We start from the raw sequence: 23,704 nt of genomic DNA, 5'->3' as shown, positions 1-23,704 counted from the left end.
AAAAAGATTAGAATATGGAACAATGAATACAATAATCTGGAACATTGCGGTTTAAATGGAAAAACTCCTAACGAAATGCTACAATTATTAATAATCAAAGAACCGACAAATGTATGTGTTTAAAACACCAAAATAAAAAAAGAAAACAGCCCCTCAAGAGTTGGCGTTTGTCGGTTTCAACGGTTAAGACGCTGATTAAGCCGTTGGAATCGAAGCAACTAAGAGTTGATTAAAAATCAGAAATAATTATCCCCTTCTTTTTCATTTTCAATTCCTCGTCATCGTTGGGATGGGATTTTTTAAATTCGGTAAAAGAATAGGTCTTATCTCCTTTCAAATGAACTATCCCGTTTTTTGGCAATTCACTGAGATGAGTAATGACTTTTTCTATTTTTCCATTTCTTACTATCAAATGAACGCATCCTTTAATCTTTTTCATAATTATTTAATTAATTACTTACCCAAAACAATAATATTATTCTTTTTATCAAAATAATATTCTGGATTTTTTTCCAGCCATTTTGAAATGTCAGTCCACTGGAGACCATGAAATCCAAATTGCCCATCCCATGCGATACTTTCATCATCTTCTCCTTCAAAACTAAACTGTTTGGCAATATTGACAGGAGCAAATTTAATGCCATTGCTTTCTAATAATTTGCGACTGTGAACACACAAAACGACATCCTCGGGATGATAATTCGAAAAAATATTTTCCTTTGCCAACCTTGAACACAGCGATGTAAACTTTTTACTTCGCAAACTGAAACCACCATTCCCTACAATAAACTTTCCCAAAAGCTCTTTAGGAAAACCGAAATTTTTGACCGACCAGTCAGCTGTAAGCCATGGTGCCCCAACATAATCATATTTCAAAAATTCATCCGTCCATTTCTCAGGATTTAATATGAATCCATCATACTGGAAAATAAGCACGTATTCCGTATCAACATATTTTTCTAACTCTGCAATAATAAAACGTGAATATTCTTCTGTTGAAATAATAGGATTTATTTTTACAATATTAGAATCATTTGATTCCAATGACGTCAGAAGTTTAACACTTCCAAAATCAAAATATTTTTGGCATATATCCGCAGCCAAAATAAGCCTACTAATATCAATGCAATCAATTCCAAGCAACGTAACGTTTTCCAATTTTTTCCTTTCCATAACTGCGTAATTAATTGCTTATCTTTTCCAAAACCACATTATTCATTAAAAACCGACTCCAATTGTCTAGTCAATATTTCCATTGATCCATCTCTTTTCCCGGTGTCTTTTGCCTCTTCTTTCTTTTTCTCATAAATTTCAACGATTATTTTTTCTGTCATTTCAAATTTTCTGACAATATCCATCTTTCCGACTTTCCCAGCATATTCTTTGAAAACTCCCAGTTGCTGAATTATTTCTTCGAGTACCTGAAATTGGATAAAATGTTCTCCTAATTCTTTATTCTTCTTGCCTTCCATAAATTCAACCAACTCCTTAACCGTTTCCCGACTAGCTGAAATTACTACCCCCGGAATCTGAGATAATTGTCCGGTAAAATCCATATTGCTGGATTGAAAATATTTTATCTCTGAAAGCTTTCCGCTATTAATTTTTTCCTTAATCTTCTGAAATTTTTTCTTCAAATGAACGCTATAAGTAATATCAACTCCCAATCCTAAATGATGAGGATTTTTTTCTTCTTCAGAAAATTCGGCAATTGCGTCTACTCCGTTTATAATATCATCGTATTCGCTAGTAGGGATTAGAGCCGCATTTTCTCCCAGCCAATTGCTGAGTTCTGCATGCTTGTTAAAAACTGATTCGAATATGATTGCCAGTTTTTTTGCTTCAACATCTTCAGGCGTCCTCGTTTTTAAAAACTTCTCCTTTATATGATTTACGGTAGACATGTCCCGATCAACTGCTTCATCCCCATACAATTTTCGAAATCGCTCAATATCGATCCTGTATTCCGCAAGATCTTCTTGCGCTTCTCTAAACCGCTTTTCTAAATCGGGAAAAATAACCTGCTCATTTTTAAAAATTGAATCTTCAATAGTTTTCATTTTTTAGATACTTAATAATTTATTAATTTATTTTTTCCAAAACCACCAGCAACTCGATTGTGCCATCGTCGCCTGAAAAAAATTACCTCAGCAACTGTGTAATCAGCGCGACCATTTGTTTTTTTTCTTTGGGATTGCTTTCGGCAACAAGAAGCGCCAGCGCCGCTAAAGTGTTGTCATTGATTTTTCTTTCTCCGCTATTTCGATAGAGATAATTGTTTTTATCCAGGAAATGCACGAATAAAAATGAACCGATGCGCTTGTTGCCATCAGAAAACGGATGGTCTTTAATTATCAAATAGAGAAGATGCGAAGCTTTCGATTCCAGGTCTCTGTAAAGTTCTTTGCCTCCAAATGTCTGATACAAATTTCCAATAATCGCGTCTAAAGATTTACCTCTTTCAAAACCAAAAATATCCCCGGCTTCTTTTTTGGTAATGAGTTCCCTTTTGATTTCAGCAATAATATCCCGGCATTTTTCGTAAGTAAGCTTGAAAGTGGTTTTTCCTCCTCCAATTTTTTTCAGCTTGCTCTTGTCGTATTGTTCAAGAATCGTGAGCGTTTTGGAATAATCAGCCAAGAGATTCAGAATTTCTTTCTCTTGTCCGCGAAGAAGTTTGGCTTCTGATTTTTTCTTTAGAAAATTAATTGTTTGCTGAAGCTCAAAAAATTTGTTTTTCGCTTTTAAAAGCCGCTTTTCATTTACCGCGTAACCCTCCAGAAGATATTTTTTCAATATTTTTGTCGCCCAAATGCGAAATTGAGTAGCTCGCCTGGAATTAATTCGATAACCAACAGCGATAATCATATCAAGATTAAACAGCTCTAATTTTCTTTTAATATGGCGACTGCCCTCTCTTTGAACTGTTTCCAAAATGGAAACAGTTGACTTTTTGGTCAACTCTCCTTCTCTATCTATATTATTCACATGCTTTGATATGGCAGGAATATTAACACCAAATAACTCTGCAATCTGTTTTTGTGTCAGCCAAATATTCTCATCTTTTAATTTTACTTCAAGCTCAATATCCCCGCTTTTTGGCTGATAAATAATAACTTCACCTCTATTTAATTGTCTCTCATTCTTCTTTTTCATTTTTTCTATTTTAACGCTTACAGTGATATTATACCACTATAATATTTCTAGTCAATACTTTCTCATCTTTTCTATTTCTATTCTATCCTCTTTCCCCTTTTTTGCAAACAAAAAAACTCCTTGCGGAGCTCTTTTGAAATTTTACTCTTTCACGATTTCCAAAGCTTTGTCCAGTTGCGGATCTTTGTTGTTGTCATAATCATCGGTTGTAAGATCGACTTTCACATCCGGCTCGATTCCTTTTTCATTTATCTGGTTCCCTTTTGGCGTTAGCCAATGAGCCACAGTAACTTTCATCGAAGTTCCCTGCGATAGATTAATTAATTCCTGAACCGATCCTTTTCCAAAAGATTTCTTTCCTACCAAAGTTACATTGTCCCTATTTTCCCGAAGCGCTCCCGCCAAAATTTCCGATGCGCTGGCGCTTCCTTCATTAATGAGCACGACTGTTTTTATTCCGCTAAATTCGTCCCCTCCTTTAGCCAGCAACTTATTTCGCTGGCCGTCTTTATCTTCTTCCATAACGACAATATCGCCTTTGGGCAGCATTTTGCTTCCGATTTCAACCGCAGTTTCCAAATATCCTCCCGGATCATTTCTGAGATCAATTATAATTCCTTTAGCATTATTGGCTTTGATTTGTTTTAATGCGGCTCCAAATTCCCTGAAAGTAGTTTCGCCAAAACGGGAAATTTTAACGTATGCGATGTTTCCTTCTTTTTCTTCAAATTTAACACTCTTCACGTTTATAACATCCCTCGTTATCGAAATTTCGCGCGTATCCTGTTCCCCTTCTCTAAAAATTGTCATCTTAACTTCAGTGCCCTTTTTTCCATGAAGCAAATCGACTGCTCCATCGATAGTCATATCTGAAGTATTTTTATCGCCAATTTTGATTATTTTATCTCCTGCCCGAAGACCCGATTTTTCAGCCGGAGTCCCTTCGAGAGGAGCAATTATAGTAAGAACCCCGCCTTTCATTCCAATCTCCGCACCAATTCCCTCAAAGCTTCCCGTAATATCTTCATTAAATTTCTTGTTTTCTTCCGGATCGAAAAAATTTGTATACGGATCTCCGGTAGCTGCCAGCATTCCTTTTATTGCCCCGTAGAATAATTTTTGGGCATCAAGTTTGGACGAATTAACATATTTTTCCTTCAGGATATCCCAGGTTTTCCAAAAAAGAGAAAAATCCAAGCTATCTATCTTTCCTTCCTTGTTTATAATAACAGCACTTTCAAGCGGCATGCTCGCATTCTGAGTGCTTAAGCTTTCATTTTTTCCCTTTTGAAGCCCAAACCAAAAACCGGCCAAAGAAAATAGAACAATAAAACCGATAACTAAAAAACGGTTCATTAATTTCCTATTTTTCTTTTCTATATTGATATTTTTTTCCAAATCATTTTCCATAACTTATTATTCATGTTTCGGTACCGGTTTTCCCCAATACTTCAAAAAATATTTAATAGCGCTAAAAATGTGAGTCCAAGTAAGTTTATTAAAAAATATGGAGTAGAAAAACCCTCCTTTGTCGCTTCCTTTTCCATGATAATGATTCATTACTGATAAAGGATAATAGACAACCTTGCAGCCATTTTCCCAAAATCTCCGGCACCAATCGACATCTTCCATATACATAGAAAACTTGGGATCCATCATTCCAACCTTTTGTGCTGCAGATTTTGAAACCAACATCACCGATCCCATCAGCCAATCCACTTCTTTCGGACTCAAGTGATCATAATCTTTCATTGAGAACCAATCCAGATGTTTTTTCACAAAACCTAATTTCTGCAAAAATGATATTCTCCGATATACAATCGTAAGCGGCTTATAATAATGAAAGCAGGAATATTGCAGCGTTCCATTGAAATTCAAAAGCTTCGGCCCAACCATTCCCACCTCCGGATTTTCTTTAATGTATGCAAGCAATTTCTCCACAGATCCGGGGGAAACAATAATATCTCCGTTGAGAAGAAGAATGGCATCGCCCTTGCTTTCTTCCAGCCCTTTTTTCAACATCGATTGGAATCCAACATTTTTCTTGAAAGGGAAAAATTTCACATCCGGATATTCCTCCCTCATCATCATTTCAGTTTCTTCCTGGGTTTCTGAGTCGGCAACAATCAATTCATATTCAACATTTAATACGTTTTTTCTTATTGAATCGATGCAGAGCTTCAAAAGTTCCGGGTTGCGATAATTGTTTATAGCAATCGAAAGCATATTTTATAAATCCAAATGTTAAACAAGCCCTTCCAATTCTTTCTTTAATACCTCCTTATTTTGCAATCCGGTAAATTCTTTAACAATTTTTCCTCCTTTAAAAATCTTGAGCGAAGGAATTGACATTATTTCGTATTTGCCGGCCGTTTCAGGATTTGCGTCTACTTCAATTTTTCCCACTTTTGCTTTTCCTTCCATTTCTTTGGATAATTCTTCAATTGTTGAACCTATCATTTGGCACGGACCGCACCAAGTCGCCCAAAAGTCGACTAGCACCGGCTTATCGCTTTTGATTACTTCTTGCTGGAAATTTTTATCGTTAAATTCCAATATCATATGTTTTAGATTCATTAATTATTTTCCCAATCTTCTTTCCCTTTTTTCAAATTCTCCGATTGCTTTCTCAAATTCTTCTTCTTTGAAATCCGGATAGAGTATCTCGGAAAAATACATCTGCGAATTAGCAATGTCCCACATCATAAAACCGGCGCTGAGGTGAGGTTCTCCTCCCGTCCTTACTAAAAAATCAACTGGAGGGATATCGCGAGTCATTAAATTTTCCTTTATCAAATCGCTTGTTACTTCCTGCCCCGGCTTATATTTTTTTACAATATTTTTTACCGCTTCAATCATTTCATCATCGCCATTATAAGCCAGAAAAAAATTCAAAAAATTATTCTTATAATCTTTCGTTTTCTGGATGCATTTGTGAATGATATCTTTTAATTTTCCGGGAAATTGTTCCTCCCATTTTCCGACAAAATTGATTCTGATTTTATTGTTATGTATTTCTTCACTATCAATAAGACTGCTGAAATATTTTTCATAAATTCCAAGCAGCGCCTTTTTTTCTTGAAAAGGGCGCTTCTTCAAATTTTCGAGTGAAGAACCCCAAAAAGAAATATATTTCACTCCCATATTAAAAGCTTTTCTGATCAATAGCTCTGTGTTTTTGGCTCCATACTCATGGCCAATCCAGGAATCCATTCCCCTTTTTTTAGCCCACCTCCTGTTTCCGTCGGGTATTATCGCCACATGATTTGGAATATTTCTTTCGGACATAATGCAAAATTAACGGATTAAAGAGCTAAATAAAAACTCGTTAACAAGTTGCCCCGTTAATTAATTTCAAAAAAAATTTATAACAATATTGTATCACAAAAAATTTAAAATATCTAAGCCTCTCTATTAATCATATAATCCGACATCCCCAGTAAAAAATCTTTAGCTTCTTTTTTTATATTCATTTTATCCAGTTTTTTCTTTCCTTCCTTCACGCAATTATACGCCAAACTTTCCGCATAAGCTAATGCTCCGGTTTCTCTTATTATATCTCTAAATGTCTTTATGTCGCCTGAGGTTAAATTTTCTTTTCCCAATATTCCATCAAGCATTTTCCTCTGTTCTTTGCTGGCTTTCTCCCTCGCTTTTACTACAAGCAAAGTCATTTTTCCTTCCTTGATGTCGGAACCAACCTCTTTCCCGAGTTTCTTCCCGTTCCCAAAAATCCCCAAAATATCATCCTGAATCTGAAAAGCGATTCCTGTTGGAATGGAATAGCCAATAATTTCCTTGTTTAATTTGCTATCAGATCCCCCAAGAACCGCTCCAAGATGAAGCGGACCTTCAATTGTATATTTCGCAGTTTTGTATTCATACATATCCAAAACATCTTTTTCTGTCGCTTTTCCCTTGTATTCAATATAAAAATCCTTTACTTCGCCAATAACAGTATAGGAAATAATTGATTGAAGATTGAAAAGCGCTTTTATTATTAGCTTTTCATTAAATCCAGAATTAAATATTATCTGATTTCCAAGAGCGGCTATCATATCTCCGACAATTAGAGCCATCGAAATTCCAAAGTGTCTTGGATCTTTATCTGGAAATAATCTTTGGCCCATTTTTTCATATCTTCTATTGACGGTATCTTTTCCGTGGCGCTCAAAATCTCTGTCGATTATGTCATCATGAATCAGAAGAAACATATGGATAAGCTCGATGCTAACCGCGGTTTTCAGCATTTTTTCTCTTTCTTCGCCTCCAGCGCCAATATAACCATAATACATAAGTGCTGGGCGAATTCTTTTGCCTCCAGCCAAAGTAAATTTCTTGATATATTTAAGAGCATCGGCTATTACCGCATCTTTTTTCTTCGATTCTTCAATTGTTTTGTCCAGATATATCGATATTTCTTTGTCAATTTTCTTTTTGAAATCCCGAAGAGTTTCCTTAAAATCCATAAAAAATTTCAGCTTTTAACTGATTTTATAATTGAATAAATAATTCCCTGATGCCTGAATAAATTCTACCATTAAGCTATAAAAAAGCAAACTTGACTTTTTTATTCAATAGTTGTATTATATATGCGGTTGTTTTAATAATATTACAAAGGGGGTACGGCTGTGGATGAAGATTGGATTAGTTTTTTCAGGACTCTTCAGGAACGAATACAAATAATGCTAGATGATTTGTATTGCGGTTCTGACACAAATCCATCGTATTGTTTTGTGAACGGGGAGCTAGTCAAAAACGGCATGATAGTCAAGATCATGATTGCTCATCCGAGCAATCTGATCGTTGATTTCTCCCAAGTTTCTTCTTATCTTTCGGGCAAGGGATACGACGTGAGCCATTTCGATCGCCGTAATGGTAATCAATCCCCTTTTAGTCCCGGAGATGAATGGTGGATTGCAAAAAAACTTGCCATTTCTGTCGGCAAGCCATTCTCATCCTTTTTCAGATGCTTCTGCTAAACTAAACCTGTTTTTAGGCCTTATCGAATCCTCGATAAGGCCTCTCTTTTTATTCAAGACTAATAATTTTATCCTTTTCTTCTCATTCTTGTCCTTTCTACTTCCGTCAGATATTTTTTTCGCAGACGGATGTTTTTCGGAGTTACTTCCAGATATTCATCATTCTTCATAATTTCTAATCCTCTTTCCAAAGAAAGATCGAGAGGCGGAACAAGCTTAATGGCTTCATCCGCTCCGGAAGAACGCATATTGGACATTTGTTTTCCTTTAATCGGATTGACTGCCATTTCGTCTCCTTTGGAAACATTTCCAATTACCATTCCTTCATACACTTCCGAGTTCGCTCCGATGTAAAGCGTTCCCCGCTCCTGAAGATTATATAAGGAAAATCCGAGCGCTTTTCCGGTCGCCATTGAAGTCATTGAACCCAGTTCGTGTTTTTCAATCGGACCGACATAGGGTTTAAACCCTACTACTCGCGTGTACAAAATTCCTTCACCCCGAGTATCAATCACAAATTCACTTCGGTATCCGAAAAGCCCGCGGGTGGGAATTTCAAAAATCATTCTCGTGTGTCCGTTTTCCATTTTCATTTCCGCCATATTTCCTTTTCGCTTGGACATTTTGGCAATTACTGTTCCCGACATATCATCCGGAACGTCAATCGTCACTTCTTCAAACGGTTCCAGCTTGTTATCATTCTCATCTTTTTTAATAATAACGTGGGGTTGAGAAACCTGGACTTCATATCCTTCTCGCCTCATATTTTCCAAAAGGATTGCCACATGAAGTTCTCCTCTGCCAAAAACTCTGTACGATTCCGCGGAAGAAAAATCAATCTTAAGCCCGACATTAACTTCCAATTCCTTTTCCAATCTTTCTCTAATTTGCCTGTTGGTAACCAGTGTTCCCTCCTTTCCTCCTAGAGGAGAATTGTTTACCAAAAAATTAAGCGCAATTGTCGGTTCATCGATACTGATGGCCGGAAGCGCTTCTTGATCATTTTTTTCGCAAATTGTTTCTCCAATAAAAATATCAGGAAGCCCTGCAATCATTACAATATCTCCGGCAACAGCCTCAGCCACTTCTTTCCTCTCAAGGCCTTGAAAAGTAAAAAGTTTGGTTACTTTTCCCGTTCTCACTTCTCCAGTCGGTTTTTTGACAAAAACATTCTGAATATTTTTTATTGTTCCCTGATGAACTCTGGCAATGGCCAGGCGTCCCAAAAAATTATCATAACCAAGATTAAAAGGCTGAACCAAAAGAGGAAGCAAGTTCTTCTCATCGCTTGAAGCTGCCGGAACTTCTTCCAAAATTAAATCTAAAAGAGGGGACAAATCTTTTGATTCATCTTCCATTTTTAATTTAGCAATTCCCTGTTTGGCAATCGCATAAACAGTTTTAAAATTAAGCTGTTCGTCGTTAGCGCCCAGATCCATAAATAATTCCAGCACTTTTTCGTGGACATGATCGGGATTGGCCGCCGGCTTGTCTATTTTGTTGATTACTACGATTGGTTTTAATCCTAATTCAAGCGATTTTTTTAAAACAAACTTCGTTTGAGGCATCGGACCTTCCTGCGCATCAACGACCAGCAATACTGAATCTATAGATCGCAATACTCGTTCCACTTCACTGCCAAAATCAGCATGCCCCGGAGTGTCTACAATATTAATTTTGGTGTTTCTGTGAATTATTGAAGTATTTTTTGAATAGATGGTAATTCCTCTTTCTTTTTCCAAATCATTGGTATCCATAGTAAAATCATCGCTAACCACTCCGGTTTGGCGCATCAAAGCATCGGTCAAAGTAGTCTTGCCGTGATCGACGTGAGCAATAATAGCAATGTCCCGTATTTCCATAATAATAATCAAAATAAAAGCCGCCCCTTGAAGCGACAATCATAAAAGAAATTTATCCGCTTAAACTAAGAAAAAATCAGTTGTATATAGAATATAAAGTAAAATACTTGCTTTGTCAAGGTTTGTGGCGTAATTTGTACCGCGTATGGGATTCGAACCCATGATTTCCAGGATGAGAACCTGGCGTCCTGACCGGGCTAGACGAACGCGGCATACTTTGCCCGCCATAATTTTAATAACGGCGGGACAATTAATAATTTAGCAGTTATCTGATAAATTATCAAGATTCAGGCAAAAAGAAAAAGCCCTGCTAGTTGGATTTGGATTGAGATTGAATTCATTATGAATTCTTCCAAATTTTGAAATCGCGTTGGATTCCAACTAGCAGAAGCTTACACGGAGGAGTCGAACTTGTCCTGAACCCCCTTACAATATTCGCGGTAATTATCATCTGCTTTACCGCAATCCGTAAGGCAACTCCTCACTTCCCTGATGAGTCCACAGGGATCTATGCCTATACCAAACCTCTCCCTGGCCTCATTTACAACCTCTTTCACTTCTTGAGTAAAATAGGTCATCTTACTCACCTCCTTCTTTTTATCGATATCTAAAACTTTAGAACTCAAAATTAGCTAACGCATCCACTTTCTCTTATGTTCTTGCTCCACTGGATTTGGAAAATATTTCTTTTCTGATTCAATTTTATTCGGTTCTTTGCAATCAACTTTTTTAGCAAGATTGCCTTTTATTTCTTGATAGCTTTTTTTTCGCTTATCTTTGTCATCATCCCCAACCTTTTGCAGTTGCCTTAAGATTGCTTTTGCGTCCCCAAATTCAGATGGATTTTCAAATGCTCTAGCCATAAAAAATAAAAAACAGCCAAAAATGGCCGCTTAAAAATTGCTTGGATTAAAAAATTGTTTTTTTGTTTTTATAGCAATCATCTCTATCGCATCCCCCTGCTATAAATTCCTTACTTGTATTATATGACTTCTGCATATTTCGTCAAATCGCGCCTGTGCATAACTCCTATGGCTTTGCAAAAGGCTTTTTCCGCCAATCTTTCGACTGCCGACAGAGCAACTTTTCCGCTTCTTCCGGATGTGCCATAATTTCCTTAATCGCTTTTTCCATCCTCATTCCTTGCGAACCTTTGACTAAAACTAAATCCCCTTTGCGAAGCCCTTTTTTGAGTTCTATGCCCAAATATTCAGGATCATCAAAATAAAATACCCTTCCGGAAATTTTTCTCAGCATTTCCAATTCTCCGGCTGCTTTTTTCATTCTGTCTCCCGCTATAAAAAATATAGTTACTCCCTTTTTTGAAGCATGCATCAAAACTTCTCTATGTTTTTCATCTGAACTCTCTCCGAGCTCCAGCATATCTCCCAGAGCGGCTATTTTTCTTATCGCCTTCAGATCATTCATCACATCAAGAGCTGCTAAAGTTGAAGTTGGAGAAGAATTATAAGTATCGTCAATAACATAACTTTCTTTTATTCCTTTTATTAAATTCATTCTGCCGGGCGGAGGAGAAAATTCCTGAAGAGCATCTGCGATATCAACCAGATTAATTTTGAAAAAATTCCCAACCGCTATCGCAGCAAGAGCCGAATAAATAAGATGCGGAGCCAAAACATAGGGAAGCCGAATCGGAATAATTTTTCCTTCAAAGTTTAATTTGAAACTAATCCCCTGGGGCTGAAAATTGTTAAAATTAAAATTAATATCAGAAGCTTTTATTTCCGCATTATCCCCAAAACCGAAGAGAGCCGCAGGATTTTTTAATTTATCCTTAAAGGAAAACGACTTTTCATCATCAGAATTGAGTATGGCCAATCCGCCTTCCGAAAGATTTTTTACCAGTTTTCCTTTCTCCTTCAAGATGTGATCAATGCTTTTAAAAAATTCCAAATGGCTTCCGGAAATATTAGTAATAATTCCGACTGTGGGATCAATAAAACTTAAAAGATATTCCATGTCTCCCGGCCTATCCACTCCCATTTCCAAAACTAAAATCTCAGGATACTTAATGGGAAAAATAATGGCAAAGAGCCCTTTGAAAAAAACTTTTATCCATTTCCAGATAGAGCTATTGCCACTCTCCGATCCGATTATAGTAAGCGGCAATCCTATTTCATTATTATAATTTTTTTCATTTTTTCGGGTCCTGAACTTCAAAGAAAGCACATTGAAAACAGCTTCCTTGGTCGAGCTTTTCCCCACCGAGCCGGTTATTCCAACAACAGTCGGATTGTATTTTTTGAGAATCGTTTTTGCGAAAAATCTCAGAATTTTTTCAAGATAGATTATCTTGGTGGATTTCATAGTTTTAGAATTTTCAATTCACAATTTTCAATTTTCAAACAATTTACAAATTATTCAATTTTTCAATTTTAATAAATTTAGTCATTATTACATTGAAAATTGTTTAGAAATTAGAAATTGAAAATTAGAAATTATGTATTACTTTTTCTTTTTATTATCGCTAGCAGACTCGACTACAGGTACAACTGCTGGAGTTATAACCGCCGAATTAACATTCAATTTATTAATATCATACGGTTCCGTCGGCTCAACCTTATAGTACTCTAACAGAAATTTCATAATACTTCCAAAAGTCGGAGCCGCGCTTGACTCTGCCCACTCCACATCTTTGGGATGATATATCTTCACCAATACGGCAAATTGCGGATCATCAACGGGAGCATAGCCTGCAAAGGAACCGATAGTAATGCCCTCTTCATATCCCTTAGATGTTGTACTCGCCACTTGGGCGGTTCCGGTTTTTCCACCGACTAAATATCCTGGAACATCAGCCCTTTTTCCGTGTCCGTTAGTAACAACACTGCGAAGCATTTGGGAAACTTGCCGAGCGGAACTCTCTGAAATAACCTTTCTAATCTCAACCGGCTGAACTTCTTCGAAAGATCCATCCGAATGAATTACTTTATCGACAATCTGCGGTTTCATCAGCATTCCTTTGTTGGCAATGGACGCATAAGCATTAATTAATTGAATAGGTGTAACAGTTATTCCTTGTCCAAATGAAGCAGTAAAAAACTGGATATTGCTTCTCAGATTATTAAGATTGCTTATGTTGCCGGAAGATTCTGCCGGCAAATCTATCCCCGTCTTTTCTCCAAAACCAAATCGCTCAATATAATCAGCATAAGTTTTGTTGCCCACAACCTGTTCGATGTGAATTGCTCCGGTATTCAGCGATTTTTCCAAAACTTGGGTCATTGTTTGAGTGCCATAGGATTTGCCATCGGAATTTTTTATATTATATCCCGCTTCGTTAACCACTCCCGTATCAGTATAAGTTGAATCGGGATTGATTTTTCCGTTATCAATTCCGATTGCTTCGGTTATCGTCTTGAAAACCGATCCGCATTCATATGGCAAATTAACATTCAAATTCATAAAAAGAGACATATCCTCGATATTTCTATAATCATTGGGATTAAAATTGGGATAATTAGCCATCGCTAGAATTTTTCCTGTTGCCGGCTCCATAACAATAGCGCTCCCGTTGTCAGCACCATGCCTTTCTACCGCTTCTTTAATTATTTTTTCTACTTCGTATTGAACAGTATGGTCGATAGTAAGAACTAATGAATCTCCATTTTTTGCCGGTTCTATATTCCTGTCAGCAATAGAAATCCATCTTCCTCCCGTATCTCTTTCCTGGTCAAGCTTTCCTTCTCTTCCTTTGAGAATATCTTCAAAAGAAGCTTCTAGCCCATAACGTCCAACATCCTGGTCTCCATCGGATCCCACAAAACCGACCAATTGAGAAGCCAGCTCTCCGGATGGATAAAAACGGGTCGGCTCCGGAGAAAAATGAATTCCGGAAAGATTCAGTTCTTTGATCCGGGAAACCTCATCGTCGCTTAATTTATGCTTAAGAACCTGAAACATACTTTCCAAATTAGAAAGTTTTCCGCTAATAAAACTTTCATCCAAACCGAGAATCGGGGAAATTTTTTTAATTATTTCGTCTTTATTTTCAATTTCCTTAGGTACGGCATACGCTAATTGAAGATCCCTGTTTATTGCCAATGGATATAAACCGTCATTTCCTTCTTTGAGATATATTTCTCCCCGCTTCGGCATTAATATTTGCAGAATTTTATGCTGATTTTCCGCAATAGCTCTGTATGATTCTCCGGAAAAGATTTGAAGGAAATAAAGGCGGGAAATGATAATTAAAGCTATGGCAACCACAAAAAATACTAAAGTATAAATCCTCCAATTTTTTATGGATAGATTAGAATCTGCTTTTTTTCTAGAAAGATTATTTTTGATCATAAAACAAAAAAATTTCTAATTTCTAATAACCATAAATTACAAAACATTATTTTACATGTCATTCCGATCGAGCATAGCGAGTCGAGGAATCTAATTAGATCCTTCGACTGCGTAATTCCGTGGCGGAATTACTACGCTCAGGATGACATTTTTTAACATTTCGTAATTTAAAGAAAGTTAGGAATTAGAAATTCCGCGCCTATTTCATCGCCACTGGTCCGGTTTCTTGGATATAGCTGATATTTTTCAAACCTTCCATATTCAAGTTTTTGCTTGATTCTTCGATATGATACAAGGATTTTAGCTCCGCTTCTTTTATCTTGAAATTTTCATTGTCCTTTTTCAGGCTTTGCATTTCCTTTTCCACTTGGCGCATTTGATATCCTTTGGATGCGCTGCTATTGATTGAATAAAGATAAGCCCCCGCAGAAATAGCGAGAAGGGCAACAATCAAAAAAGTAGAATTGGCAAATCCCTTTATGTTTGTTTTTTCTGTGTTTGTTTTTCTTTTTGCAACCCGCTGCCAGGAATAAATTCCGACAGCATTTCTTGCTATTATCATCTTTTCCAGATCCCCCTGGAAAAATAATTAAATCTTTTCTATTATTCGCAGTTTTGCACTGCGAGAACGCGGATTGGCCTCTATTTCACTTATCATTGGCAAAATAGGCTTTTTGGTAATTATCTTTATTGCCGGCTGCTTACCGCACCTGCAAACCGGAAAATTCGGCGGACAAATGCATCCCCTAGCATTTTCCCGAAAAATTTCTTTGGCAATTTTATCTTCTCCTGAATGGAAGGTTATTACCGCCAGCCTTCCTTTTTTATCTAAAACTTCAATTGCTTTTGAAATAAACTTCCTGATGCTGTCGAGCTCCTTGTTTGTTTCTATTCTTAGCGCCTGAAAAATTCTGGTCGCGAAATGAATTCTTTGATGCTTATATTTTTCCGGAACTGAATCGCCGATTATTTCCACCAATTCCAGCGTTCGTTCAATTGGTTTATTTTTTCTACATTCAACTATTTTCTTGGCAATACTTCTGGCATATTTTTCCTCTCCATATTCGCTAAAAATTCTAGCCAATTCTTCTTCAGGATAGTTGTTGGCTATTTTTTCTGCCGTCATTTCTCCTTCCTGATCCATCCGCATATCCAGCCAAGCATCTTTTTGAAAACTGAATCCCCTATCAGCTTCCTCCAATTGATCGGATGAAATTCCGAAATCCGCCAAAATCGCGTTTACTTTTTCTATTTTTAATTCTTTTAAAATACTATCTAAATTCGCAAAATTATCATTAACTAAAAATATATTCCCGTTTTTTTTTATTTTAGAATTTAAAATTTCTAATTTGTTTGAAAATTGAAAATTGAAAATTGAAAATTCCGCGAAACTATCTATTGCCTGAATATCCGAATCTATAGTTACTAATATTCCTTCACTGCCTATTTTTTTAAGAATTTCGCGGCTGTGTCCTCCGCCTCCCAATGTCGCATCGACAACAGCATCTCCGCTTTTAATTTTCAGATTTTCTATCGCCTCTTTCAGCAATACTGATTTATGAACAGTCATTCGATATAAATTTACAATTATCAATGATCAATTTTCAAACAATTTCCAATGATTTAATGTTTCAATTTTCAAAATTTTTAGCATTTAATAATTGATAAATTGAAAATTCATTGAAAATTGAAAATTGTAAATTGAAAATTAATTAATATATTCCTAATTTTCCCAATTGTTCTGCAATCTCATCCGTGTTTTTTTCGGCTTCTGCTTTGTATTCTTTCCACTTGCTTTCATCCCAAATTTCCATCCTATTAAAAAGTCCGGCAATGGCGACATTTTTTTCGATTCCAGCATATTCTCTCAAATATTCAGGAAGCAAAATTCTTCCTTGCCCGTCAACGTCAACATCGGTCGCTCCAGCCAGCATCACGCGAATAAAACTTCTCGTTCCTGCTTCCCCCACTGGAAGCGTTCCTAGTTTTTCCGCAATCTCATTCCAAGTTTTCAAAGGATAAACAAAGAGGCATTTATCCAGCCCCCTGGTAACAACTACTTTGCGTCCTGATTCTTTTCTAAATTTGGAAGGCAAAGCTAATCTTTTTTTCGGATCCACGATATGTGAATATTCTCCGTTAAACATTTCCCCACTTCATTACACTTTATCACACTACAATGTAATTTTAAACCACTTAGAAACATCCGTCAACACTTTTTCCCCAATAAAAAATGGCTTTAAAAAGCCATCTTTAAAAAAGTTATTCACACCTTGAGCACTAATTACACGATTATCTTCCCATTGCCAAGAATTGTCGGACTATTTTTTGTTTCTTCTTCTTTTTTTTCTTCACTGAAAAATACGATAAAAATAATATCCAAAATCGCCAGCGTATTTAGAACAAGAAGGATAACAAACCAGATCCGGTGGTTATTTTTCGCCGCTTTCCAAAGCGCAATTCCTTTCCACGGAATAGTCCAGACTAATAAAAGATAAATCACCCAGATATACTGCCCAATAAATTCCCGCATAAAATAAAATTTAAAAAATTACCTAGATGAATTATATCACACTTCTAAAATTGCACCTCAACAACTTTATCACTATCTATAATTTTCTAAATATTTATGCCCTCGCAACTTATCGGGTAAATATTCCTGCTTCGCCTCTTCCGGATTTTCAAACTTAGGCGTATATTTATAATTTTTTCCATAATTCAAATCTTTCATCAATTTTGTCGGCGCATTGCGAAGATGGAGCGGCACCGGTTCGTTGGGATATTTTTTAATATCTTCCTGAACTTTGAGATAAGCCTCATATAATTTGTTGCCTTTTTTTGAATTCGCCATATAGACGACTGCTTGCGCCAGATTAACACTGCATTCCGGCATTCCGATGAAATGGCAAGCATCATAAGCCACCACGGCTTGCGGTAGTGCGAAAGAATTGGCAATTCCAATATCTTCAGAGGCAAAACGAACCAGGCGCCTAGCAACATAGAGCGGGTCTTCTCCGCCTTCCAGCATTCTTCCGAGCCAATACAGAGCCGCATCTGCATCTCCTCCCCGCATACTTTTGTGAAGCGCGGAAATAATATTGTAGTGTTCTTCTCCTCCTTTATCATATAAAAGATGCGAACGCTGAATCGCTTCTTCGATAATTTTTTTGGTTATTTTTTTGCTGATATTGGCAGCCAATTCCAGAGCATTTAATGCATTTCTTGCATCTCCCCCGGAAAGTTCGGCCAGACATTTTATATCTTCCTCTTGAATGTCAATTTTTTTGCTTCCCAATCCCCTATTTTTATCAACCAGTGCGTTTTTAATAATAATTTCAATATCGTTAGGCTCTAGTTTATTCAAAACAAAAACTCTTGATCGAGAAAGAAGCGCGGAATTTACTTCAAAGCTGGGATTTTCCGTTGTTGCTCCAATCAGAATAACATCCCCCTTTTCCACGAAAGGAAGCAGTGAATCCTGCTGAGATTTGGTAAAACGATGAATCTCATCAATGAACAGAATCGTATTCTTATTGTAGGCCTTCCGGATATCCTTTGCCTCTTCAAAAATTCTTCTCATTTCTTTCACTCCGCTGGAAACTGCGCTAATTTGGACAAAATGGGAATTGGTTTTCTGGGCAACAATAAAAGCCAACGTGGTCTTTCCTGATCCGGGAGGACCCCAAAAAATCATTGAGGGAATTTTGTCTCCTTCAATAATCTGGCTTAAAATCTTGCCTTCTCCGACCAAATGGGACTGTCTCACGAATTCATCGAGATTTTCCGGCCTCATTCGATCAGCCAAGGGTTTTAGAAATTTTTCTTGCATAACACTGTAATACTATCAAGTAAGCCGAAAAATTCAATAGCTGCCAGATTGAATAATTTCCCCGATAAGTCGGGGTCTTTAATTGGAAAAATACCTGTCATTCCTGCGAAAGCAGGAATCTACATTTTCGTGCATCGTTTGCATATATTCCGGATCAAGCCCGGAATGACATAATCTATAATAAAATAATCATAGGGGAAACAACAAAAAAAGTTATCCACATTTGCTCGACTTAATGAAATGTTATATAATTTCACTGTAAAAGAAAAACAAAAAAGCGAGCAGATCTTAAGGGGGAATTTTTCTTTGATGTCTGCCACGTTCAAATAAAAATGAAAAGGAAAGAAGAAAAAAGCCAGGAAGAAATTTCTGAAAATAATAATTCTCACAAAATTCAATCTCTTCGCGAGATGATTAATAACGCTGAAAAGACCATTCAGAGCGCCAAGGCGATGCTTCTTAATCTGGAAGGAAAGAAAAAAACCGGTAGAAAAAGAAAAGTAGAAGAAGAAACTGACGGCACGGTAGTTGAAGGAACTTTTGACGGACAAATTATGATTGGCACTGATGGAAAGCAATATCCGGTTCCGGCTAATTATGCATCCAAATCAAAACTCGTCGAAGGAGATATGCTAAAGCTCACCATAACCGTTGATGGGTCTTTTATTTACAAACAAATCGGTCCGGCCAACAGAAAACATGCCCTGGGAATAATAAGCCAGGATGAATCGGAAAATTATAACGTGATAATAGAAGGCAGGCCATTCAGGGTACTCTTGGCTTCCATCACCTATTTTAAAGCCGAACCGGGAGACGAAGTGGCGGTTGTAATGCCAAAAGATATCGAGAGTTCCTGGATAGCCATTGAAAATGTCCTGCAAAAAGGAACTAGCCGCTCAAGTTTTGCTGGAAAATATACGATAGATGACGACATTGAATCGCTGAAAAAAGAGCTCAAGGAAAAACCGGAAGGAGATGAAGAAAAAGCCGATGAAATTGAAATCAAGCCCTCCTCCGTTTTCGCCGACGTTAAAACTTTGGCGGGCAAGAAAGCTACGGCGGGCAAGTCGGTAATTGATGAATGGACGGCCGATATTGAAGAAATCGAAAGAGAAATGCAAAAAGAAAAAGCTCGCCCTGTTGAATAAATTTTGCTGTGCAAAATAATCCCGATTTATCGGGATTATTCAAACAGGGTAAACTAAGGAATAATTTTAATAAAAAAAACAAAAATGGAAAACACAACCGGAATTAGCATCACCCGAAAAGATTATAAGTTCGCCATAGCCATCGGCCTGCTCATAGGACTTCTACTCCTCCCAGTCCTTCGCGCTGCGAGTCCTGCGCTTTATGCAAAATTATATCTTGTAATTGTTCCTTTTTTTCTTTTTGCAACCCCAATCGGTCTTAGAATTGCATTTTTTATCGGCCAAAAATTTGCCATCGTTTATCAAATTGCCAAATTTGCCGTAATCGGCGTGGGAAATGTGCTTGTTGATCTTGGCGTACTTTCGCTAATTACGATGATATTCAGTTCATATTTCAAAATCGACGCCAAAGACGCTATGATAGGGGCAATAACCTTCTATTCATTATACAAATCCATTTCTTTCATCGTGGCAAATATCAACAGCTACTTCTGGAATAAATATTGGACTTTTGACCAAGGCGAAAAAGAACAGACCAAATCGGAATTTATCCAGTTTTTTGCAGTCAGTGTTATCGGATTTTTGATTAATGTTTTTGTCGCATCCGTCGTGTTCAAGATGATCCTTGGTTCGCTTGTCGGAATGACAGGCGGACAACTGGGACTAATTGGAGCTGCTGCTGGAAGCATCGCCGGTTTGGCATGGAATTTCGTAGGATATAAGCTTTGGGTCTTCAAAAAATAACTTCAAAAAAATTTCGCATAAAAAAACAGCTTGAGAAAAGCTGTTTTTTATAAACTCAAACTACTTCGTGAATAATCCGCAATAACATCTGCCGCCCGTTGCAATCTCTTCTTTATGAAAGGCACAAGGACAGATTTTTTTTGAATCCTCTTCATTGTTTCCGCTCAGCACCCTGCAAGGACAATACTTTTCGCCTTTTTCTTTTTCATTTCTCAGCAGTCCGCTTGTTATTCTTTCAACAATTTTTTGATCCGAGTTTATCTGGAAGCCATTTTTCTTTGCATATTCCGAATAATTTTTGATCATTTCTTCTGTTTTATCCATTTTTTTGATAATAGAACTAGCGCTTTTGGCTATGACAATCCACTTTTTCGGAGGTGCGATTATAAAACGTCCGTCATCGCACCGCAGCAAATGGATTGGAAGAGGCAAAAGTGCAAGTCATAAATAATTTAGATTTTAATATTTTATTGAATATTTTTTTCCAACCATTCTTTGACATCAGATTCAGGTTTGAATCCGGTAAAAGAGCTGATGGGTTTGCCGCTCTTAAACAGCACTACCATTGGAATACGATCAACTTTAAATTTTTGAGCACTCAGCTGAACGTCATCAACATTAGCTTTTAGCAAAACTATTTTTTCCTCAAATTCTTTTTCCAATTTTTCTAAAATCGGCGCAAGCATTGAGCAGGGTTCGCACCAAGTTGCGTAAAAATCGACTAAGGACATTTTCTCTGTTTTCTGAATTTCTTTTTCAAAATTCTCATCGGTTAAAATAATAGGCATATTCGTTTTTTAATTTAATTATAAAATTTGGGATAATTTTTGCTGTTGGCAAGCGCTTATATATGGCGCCATGTTATTCTTGGCTTTCTTTTTCTTCAATTTTTCTTAGCTCGCCAGGACTTATCCTATAAGCTGGACTATGCATTTCAACTTCGTCAAGATTCATCACAACATAAAGCCCCTTATCCTGCTGATAATTCAAAATGGTTACTTTTTTACCCTCACTTGTCAGCATAACGCTTTTGTTTTCATATTCAGGCTCCTTGCCTGCATATTCAGATTTTTCACTTGCATCATTGGGCATTTCGTATTTTAACATTGATTTATATTTTTTAATAATTATTTTATAACTTCAAATATTTTTTCATTAAATTTTCTTTTTTATTTTCTTCTCTACTTCATTTTCCAGCAGTTTAATATTTTCCAAATATGCTTTTTCAACCGGGGAAAGAGTTTTAACTTGATATTTTTTGTATTCATTTTCTGCTTTTTCTATGGCTTTTTTATGTGTTACTTTTCCAGCGTCAACTAAAACACCTTCGCCGTAATCAGAAAGTAGTTTGTCTAAAGATGCAATATGATCTGCCATATGCATTATTTGCCGATCCATAGCGCGTAATTCTGCCAATTCAAAATATGCGGATACAAGTCTGTTCAACTTTTCCAATTCTTTTGAAGATAAATAATTTTTAGCAATTCTTACTTCTTCTAACACGGGTAAATCCCCCGCAAAAACCGAGAGACCCATAAACTCTTTTTTGCTATCAGCACGACTGTAAATGACTTCCGTTGCTGTTTGTTTATGCGTTGCATAATGCAATTTGTTTTGCACAATTTTGAAAAACTTAATTGAGTGTAGAGATTTAGGATCATAATCCGCGCTAGTGGCATAGAGATCTAGAACTTGTCTATACAAAATCTTTTCACTGCTTCGAATGTCACGGATGCGAAACAAGAGCTTCTTCCAATATGACCCGCCGCCATTGTTTTTCAAAAATTCATCATTCATCGTAAATCCAGAAATAAGATATTCACGAAGTCTCGCTGTCGCCCATTGACGAAAACGCGTGCCTCGCAATGAGTTTATCCGGTATCCAACGGAAATTATCGCGTCCAAATTGTAGTGTTTTACAAGGTAATTTTTGCCATCAGAAGCAGTTGTCGAGTATTCCTCGGTAACTGAATTTTCGTTTAATTCGCCATCTTTAAAGATATTTTTCATGTGCAAACTTACATTATCCACAGAACAATCAAAAAGCTCGGCCATTTGCTTTTGCGAAAGCCACACTGTCTCACCCTCAATACGCACTTCAATACTAGGCGCCCCATCCGCGCCTTCATAGATAATTATTTCACCGGAATTATTGTTATTTTTTATATTATTTTTCATAATTTTTACCCTTCTCTTTCCGAATATCGCCGAACTGGGTAAACCATTTGAAGATCGGCTTACGTACAAAGTTGCGAGTCGCAGAAAACGTTAGAACCTCAATAAAACAATCAAATCAGTATATTTATATACCAAATTTAAATTAATGAACTTAACTTACGCCTTCACATCTTTAATTGAATACTTCTTAATAGTTAATCGTTATCTTTAAACACTGAACGGCTATTTTTATAATAGTGTGAGGAAAATATCACATAAATCAATTCTAATCTAGTTACTATCGCTTTGATTAGAGCCAATTGCCCCGTTCCTATTTCTTTTTTTGGCAGAATGCAAATAGCTTTTAAACTTAAATTTTGCTGATCAGATTTTACCACAATAAATTCACCGTGATTATATGAGCTATCCATAATATCCTTATTGGATATCGTATAGCCAGGTAGAACCATTTTCCCTCTAGTTGCGTGATGTTCCTTGAAGATATCTAAATTGGACGGATTAATTATTCTTATTACGACCCAATCCACATTCACAATACTCAAAATCTTATTGGAAAAATAATCTAGAGCATATTTTAAATCTTCCTTACTTTCAGGATAATTTTTAATATCGGAAAAAATCGACCTAATCTCACTAATTTGAACATTTATTTTTCCAATATGGTTAAAGGCTTCATCTAGGCGACTTTCAATATTGTTTTTGTCTGATTTCAATAGATTTATCTGGATATTCTTTTTAACTATTTCTGATCTGTGTAATTTAAAGATTCCGAATCCCAGCAAAATAAACATAAATATCAAAAAAGCTTCCGATTGTTCACGATTGAATATATATATTTCTCTAACTATAAATGGTGTAAAAACTATCAGCGCTATGACTGCCAAGAAAAACAAAAGAAAAATATTATTTATAAAATTACTCTTTTTATTCATAAAAGTCAATGAAAAAACCGCTTAAGTTATTTTAATTATATCGCAAAAATTGCAATACAGATAATATCCATATATTTGTAGACGACATTAAGAACGATTAAGTTGTTAATCTTCAATTTTTAACGCTTTACCCTTAACTATCACTTCAGCAATTTTAACTCTAGCGGAAGATAAAATCCGCTGAAAAGTGCTTTGCGAAGTATTCATCTTTTCCGAGGCTTCAGTTTGTTCCAATCCGTCAAAGTCCTTAACTTTAACCGCTTCCATTTCTTCTTTGGTTAAAATTACTTCTTCCAGTTTAGCCATTGGAATGCCTTGTGGTTTGAAATAGTGTGCTTTCGCCTTAAAACGAAGCCGCCTGCATAATCTCGGTCTTGTCATATTATTTTCTAAATTTACTTTAAATTATAATTATATCATCAAAAACAATCTTCTCCTTCTTTGTTAGTCTTGCCCCGCACCAATTTCAGTACAATTACAGAAGTAAATTTTATCTATATTATTTTGTAGTCTGTTAAAGCAATCGGTTGATGGCTTAGAAATTGGTGCGGGGTGAAAA

At 36.4% G+C, this 23,704-nt stretch carries 28 protein-coding genes and 1 tRNA gene; 3 read left to right on the top strand and 26 right to left on the bottom strand.

Annotated elements, in window-relative coordinates; translation table 11 throughout:
• Positions 1-229: 229 nt before the first annotated feature.
• The 9 genes from WC906_03115 to WC906_03075 form a co-directional block, all read right to left on the bottom strand.
• Positions 230-439 (bottom strand): hypothetical protein, encoded by a 210-nt coding sequence (locus WC906_03115; GenBank protein ID MFA5777402.1) that lies wholly within the window; start codon positions 437-439, stop codon positions 230-232.
• A gap of 14 nt (positions 440-453) precedes the next feature.
• A complete protein-coding gene (locus tag WC906_03110) occupies positions 454-1,173 on the bottom strand; it encodes a DUF5672 family protein (protein MFA5777401.1) in 720 nt (239 codons plus the stop codon).
• A gap of 38 nt (positions 1,174-1,211) precedes the next feature.
• Entirely contained in the window at positions 1,212-2,060 is an 849-nt protein-coding gene (locus WC906_03105) for a hypothetical protein (protein MFA5777400.1), read from the bottom strand.
• Positions 2,061-2,142: 82 nt separating this feature from the next.
• Positions 2,143-3,156, bottom strand: coding sequence for a virulence protein RhuM/Fic/DOC family protein (locus WC906_03100; GenBank protein MFA5777399.1), 1,014 nt, complete (start codon positions 3,154-3,156; stop codon positions 2,143-2,145).
• A 141-nt stretch (positions 3,157-3,297) separates the two neighbouring features.
• A complete protein-coding gene (locus WC906_03095) occupies positions 3,298-4,566 on the bottom strand; it encodes a S41 family peptidase (protein MFA5777398.1) in 1,269 nt (422 codons plus the stop codon).
• A gap of 6 nt (positions 4,567-4,572) precedes the next feature.
• Positions 4,573-5,382 carry a glycosyltransferase family 2 protein gene (locus tag WC906_03090; protein ID MFA5777397.1) on the bottom strand — a complete coding sequence of 270 codons (810 nt, stop codon included), beginning with the start codon at positions 5,380-5,382 and terminating at the stop codon, positions 4,573-4,575.
• Positions 5,383-5,400: 18 nt separating this feature from the next.
• The gene (trxA, locus tag WC906_03085; protein MFA5777396.1) at positions 5,401-5,733 is read right to left on the bottom strand and encodes a thioredoxin; all 333 of its coding nucleotides are present in this window, start codon (positions 5,731-5,733) and stop codon (positions 5,401-5,403) included.
• Between the two features lie 3 nt (positions 5,734-5,736).
• Positions 5,737-6,444, bottom strand: a complete 708-nt coding sequence (gene uppS, locus WC906_03080; GenBank protein MFA5777395.1) for a polyprenyl diphosphate synthase — start codon at positions 6,442-6,444, stop codon at positions 5,737-5,739.
• Positions 6,445-6,557: 113 nt separating this feature from the next.
• Positions 6,558-7,625, bottom strand: coding sequence for a polyprenyl synthetase family protein (locus WC906_03075; protein MFA5777394.1), 1,068 nt, complete (start codon positions 7,623-7,625; stop codon positions 6,558-6,560).
• 162 nt (positions 7,626-7,787) lie between these two features.
• Here WC906_03075 and WC906_03070 point away from each other — a divergent pair, with 162 nt between their 5' ends.
• On the top strand, positions 7,788-8,138 hold the full coding sequence (locus WC906_03070) for a hypothetical protein (protein ID MFA5777393.1): 351 nt from the start codon (positions 7,788-7,790) through the stop codon (positions 8,136-8,138).
• A gap of 68 nt (positions 8,139-8,206) precedes the next feature.
• Here the strand turns inward: WC906_03070 and typA are convergent, their stop codons facing one another.
• The 11 genes from typA to WC906_03015 form a co-directional block, all read right to left on the bottom strand.
• Positions 8,207-10,000: a translational GTPase TypA gene (gene typA, locus WC906_03065; protein ID MFA5777392.1), complete on the bottom strand. Its 1,794-nt coding sequence runs from the start codon at positions 9,998-10,000 to the stop codon at positions 8,207-8,209.
• Positions 10,001-10,137: 137 nt separating this feature from the next.
• Positions 10,138-10,212, bottom strand: a tRNA-Glu gene (locus WC906_03060).
• A gap of 180 nt (positions 10,213-10,392) precedes the next feature.
• Positions 10,393-10,626: a hypothetical protein gene (locus tag WC906_03055; GenBank protein MFA5777391.1), complete on the bottom strand. Its 234-nt coding sequence runs from the start codon at positions 10,624-10,626 to the stop codon at positions 10,393-10,395.
• 6 nt (positions 10,627-10,632) lie between these two features.
• Positions 10,633-10,863 (bottom strand): hypothetical protein, encoded by a 231-nt coding sequence (locus WC906_03050; GenBank protein MFA5777390.1) that lies wholly within the window; start codon positions 10,861-10,863, stop codon positions 10,633-10,635.
• Positions 10,864-11,029: 166 nt separating this feature from the next.
• Complete coding sequence (gene murF / locus WC906_03045; GenBank protein ID MFA5777389.1) at positions 11,030-12,328, bottom strand: UDP-N-acetylmuramoyl-tripeptide--D-alanyl-D-alanine ligase; 1,299 nt, start codon at positions 12,326-12,328, stop codon at positions 11,030-11,032.
• Positions 12,329-12,466: 138 nt separating this feature from the next.
• Entirely contained in the window at positions 12,467-14,314 is a 1,848-nt protein-coding gene (locus WC906_03040; GenBank protein MFA5777388.1) for a penicillin-binding protein 2, read from the bottom strand.
• A gap of 199 nt (positions 14,315-14,513) precedes the next feature.
• On the bottom strand, positions 14,514-14,876 hold the full coding sequence (locus WC906_03035; GenBank protein MFA5777387.1) for a hypothetical protein: 363 nt from the start codon (positions 14,874-14,876) through the stop codon (positions 14,514-14,516).
• A 27-nt stretch (positions 14,877-14,903) separates the two neighbouring features.
• Positions 14,904-15,884 carry a 16S rRNA (cytosine(1402)-N(4))-methyltransferase RsmH gene (gene rsmH, locus WC906_03030; GenBank protein ID MFA5777386.1) on the bottom strand — a complete coding sequence of 327 codons (981 nt, stop codon included), beginning with the start codon at positions 15,882-15,884 and terminating at the stop codon, positions 14,904-14,906.
• Positions 15,885-16,026: 142 nt separating this feature from the next.
• Positions 16,027-16,461 (bottom strand): division/cell wall cluster transcriptional repressor MraZ, encoded by a 435-nt coding sequence (gene mraZ, locus WC906_03025; GenBank protein MFA5777385.1) that lies wholly within the window; start codon positions 16,459-16,461, stop codon positions 16,027-16,029.
• Positions 16,462-16,598: 137 nt separating this feature from the next.
• The gene (locus WC906_03020; GenBank protein ID MFA5777384.1) at positions 16,599-16,847 is read right to left on the bottom strand and encodes a DUF5652 family protein; all 249 of its coding nucleotides are present in this window, start codon (positions 16,845-16,847) and stop codon (positions 16,599-16,601) included.
• Between the two features lie 72 nt (positions 16,848-16,919).
• The gene (locus WC906_03015; GenBank protein MFA5777383.1) at positions 16,920-18,143 is read right to left on the bottom strand and encodes a replication-associated recombination protein A; all 1,224 of its coding nucleotides are present in this window, start codon (positions 18,141-18,143) and stop codon (positions 16,920-16,922) included.
• Between the two features lie 332 nt (positions 18,144-18,475).
• Between WC906_03015 and WC906_03010 the strand changes: the two genes are divergently transcribed.
• Both WC906_03010 and WC906_03005 read left to right on the top strand, forming a co-directional pair.
• Positions 18,476-19,291: a hypothetical protein gene (locus tag WC906_03010; protein MFA5777382.1), complete on the top strand. Its 816-nt coding sequence runs from the start codon at positions 18,476-18,478 to the stop codon at positions 19,289-19,291.
• A gap of 84 nt (positions 19,292-19,375) precedes the next feature.
• Positions 19,376-20,035, top strand: coding sequence for a GtrA family protein (locus tag WC906_03005; GenBank protein MFA5777381.1), 660 nt, complete (start codon positions 19,376-19,378; stop codon positions 20,033-20,035).
• A gap of 60 nt (positions 20,036-20,095) precedes the next feature.
• Here the strand turns inward: WC906_03005 and WC906_03000 are convergent, their stop codons facing one another.
• From WC906_03000 to WC906_02975, 6 genes are all read right to left on the bottom strand, one after another.
• On the bottom strand, positions 20,096-20,359 hold the full coding sequence (locus WC906_03000) for a ferredoxin-thioredoxin reductase catalytic domain-containing protein (protein MFA5777380.1): 264 nt from the start codon (positions 20,357-20,359) through the stop codon (positions 20,096-20,098).
• Positions 20,360-20,502: 143 nt separating this feature from the next.
• Positions 20,503-20,823, bottom strand: coding sequence for a thioredoxin (trxA, locus tag WC906_02995; protein MFA5777379.1), 321 nt, complete (start codon positions 20,821-20,823; stop codon positions 20,503-20,505).
• A 73-nt stretch (positions 20,824-20,896) separates the two neighbouring features.
• A complete protein-coding gene (locus tag WC906_02990) occupies positions 20,897-21,142 on the bottom strand; it encodes a hypothetical protein (GenBank protein MFA5777378.1) in 246 nt (81 codons plus the stop codon).
• A gap of 48 nt (positions 21,143-21,190) precedes the next feature.
• Entirely contained in the window at positions 21,191-22,213 is a 1,023-nt protein-coding gene (locus WC906_02985; GenBank protein ID MFA5777377.1) for a virulence RhuM family protein, read from the bottom strand.
• Positions 22,214-22,407: 194 nt separating this feature from the next.
• On the bottom strand, positions 22,408-23,145 hold the full coding sequence (locus WC906_02980; protein MFA5777376.1) for a hypothetical protein: 738 nt from the start codon (positions 23,143-23,145) through the stop codon (positions 22,408-22,410).
• A gap of 105 nt (positions 23,146-23,250) precedes the next feature.
• Positions 23,251-23,526 (bottom strand): DUF134 domain-containing protein, encoded by a 276-nt coding sequence (locus WC906_02975; GenBank protein MFA5777375.1) that lies wholly within the window; start codon positions 23,524-23,526, stop codon positions 23,251-23,253.
• Positions 23,527-23,704: the final 178 nt, after the last annotated feature.

It is taken from the genome of Parcubacteria group bacterium (assembly GCA_041657845.1).
GTDB lineage: Bacteria > Patescibacteriota > Minisyncoccia > Moranbacterales > JAKLHP01 > JAKLHP01.
This window is presented reverse-complemented; position numbering and strand designations above follow the sequence as displayed.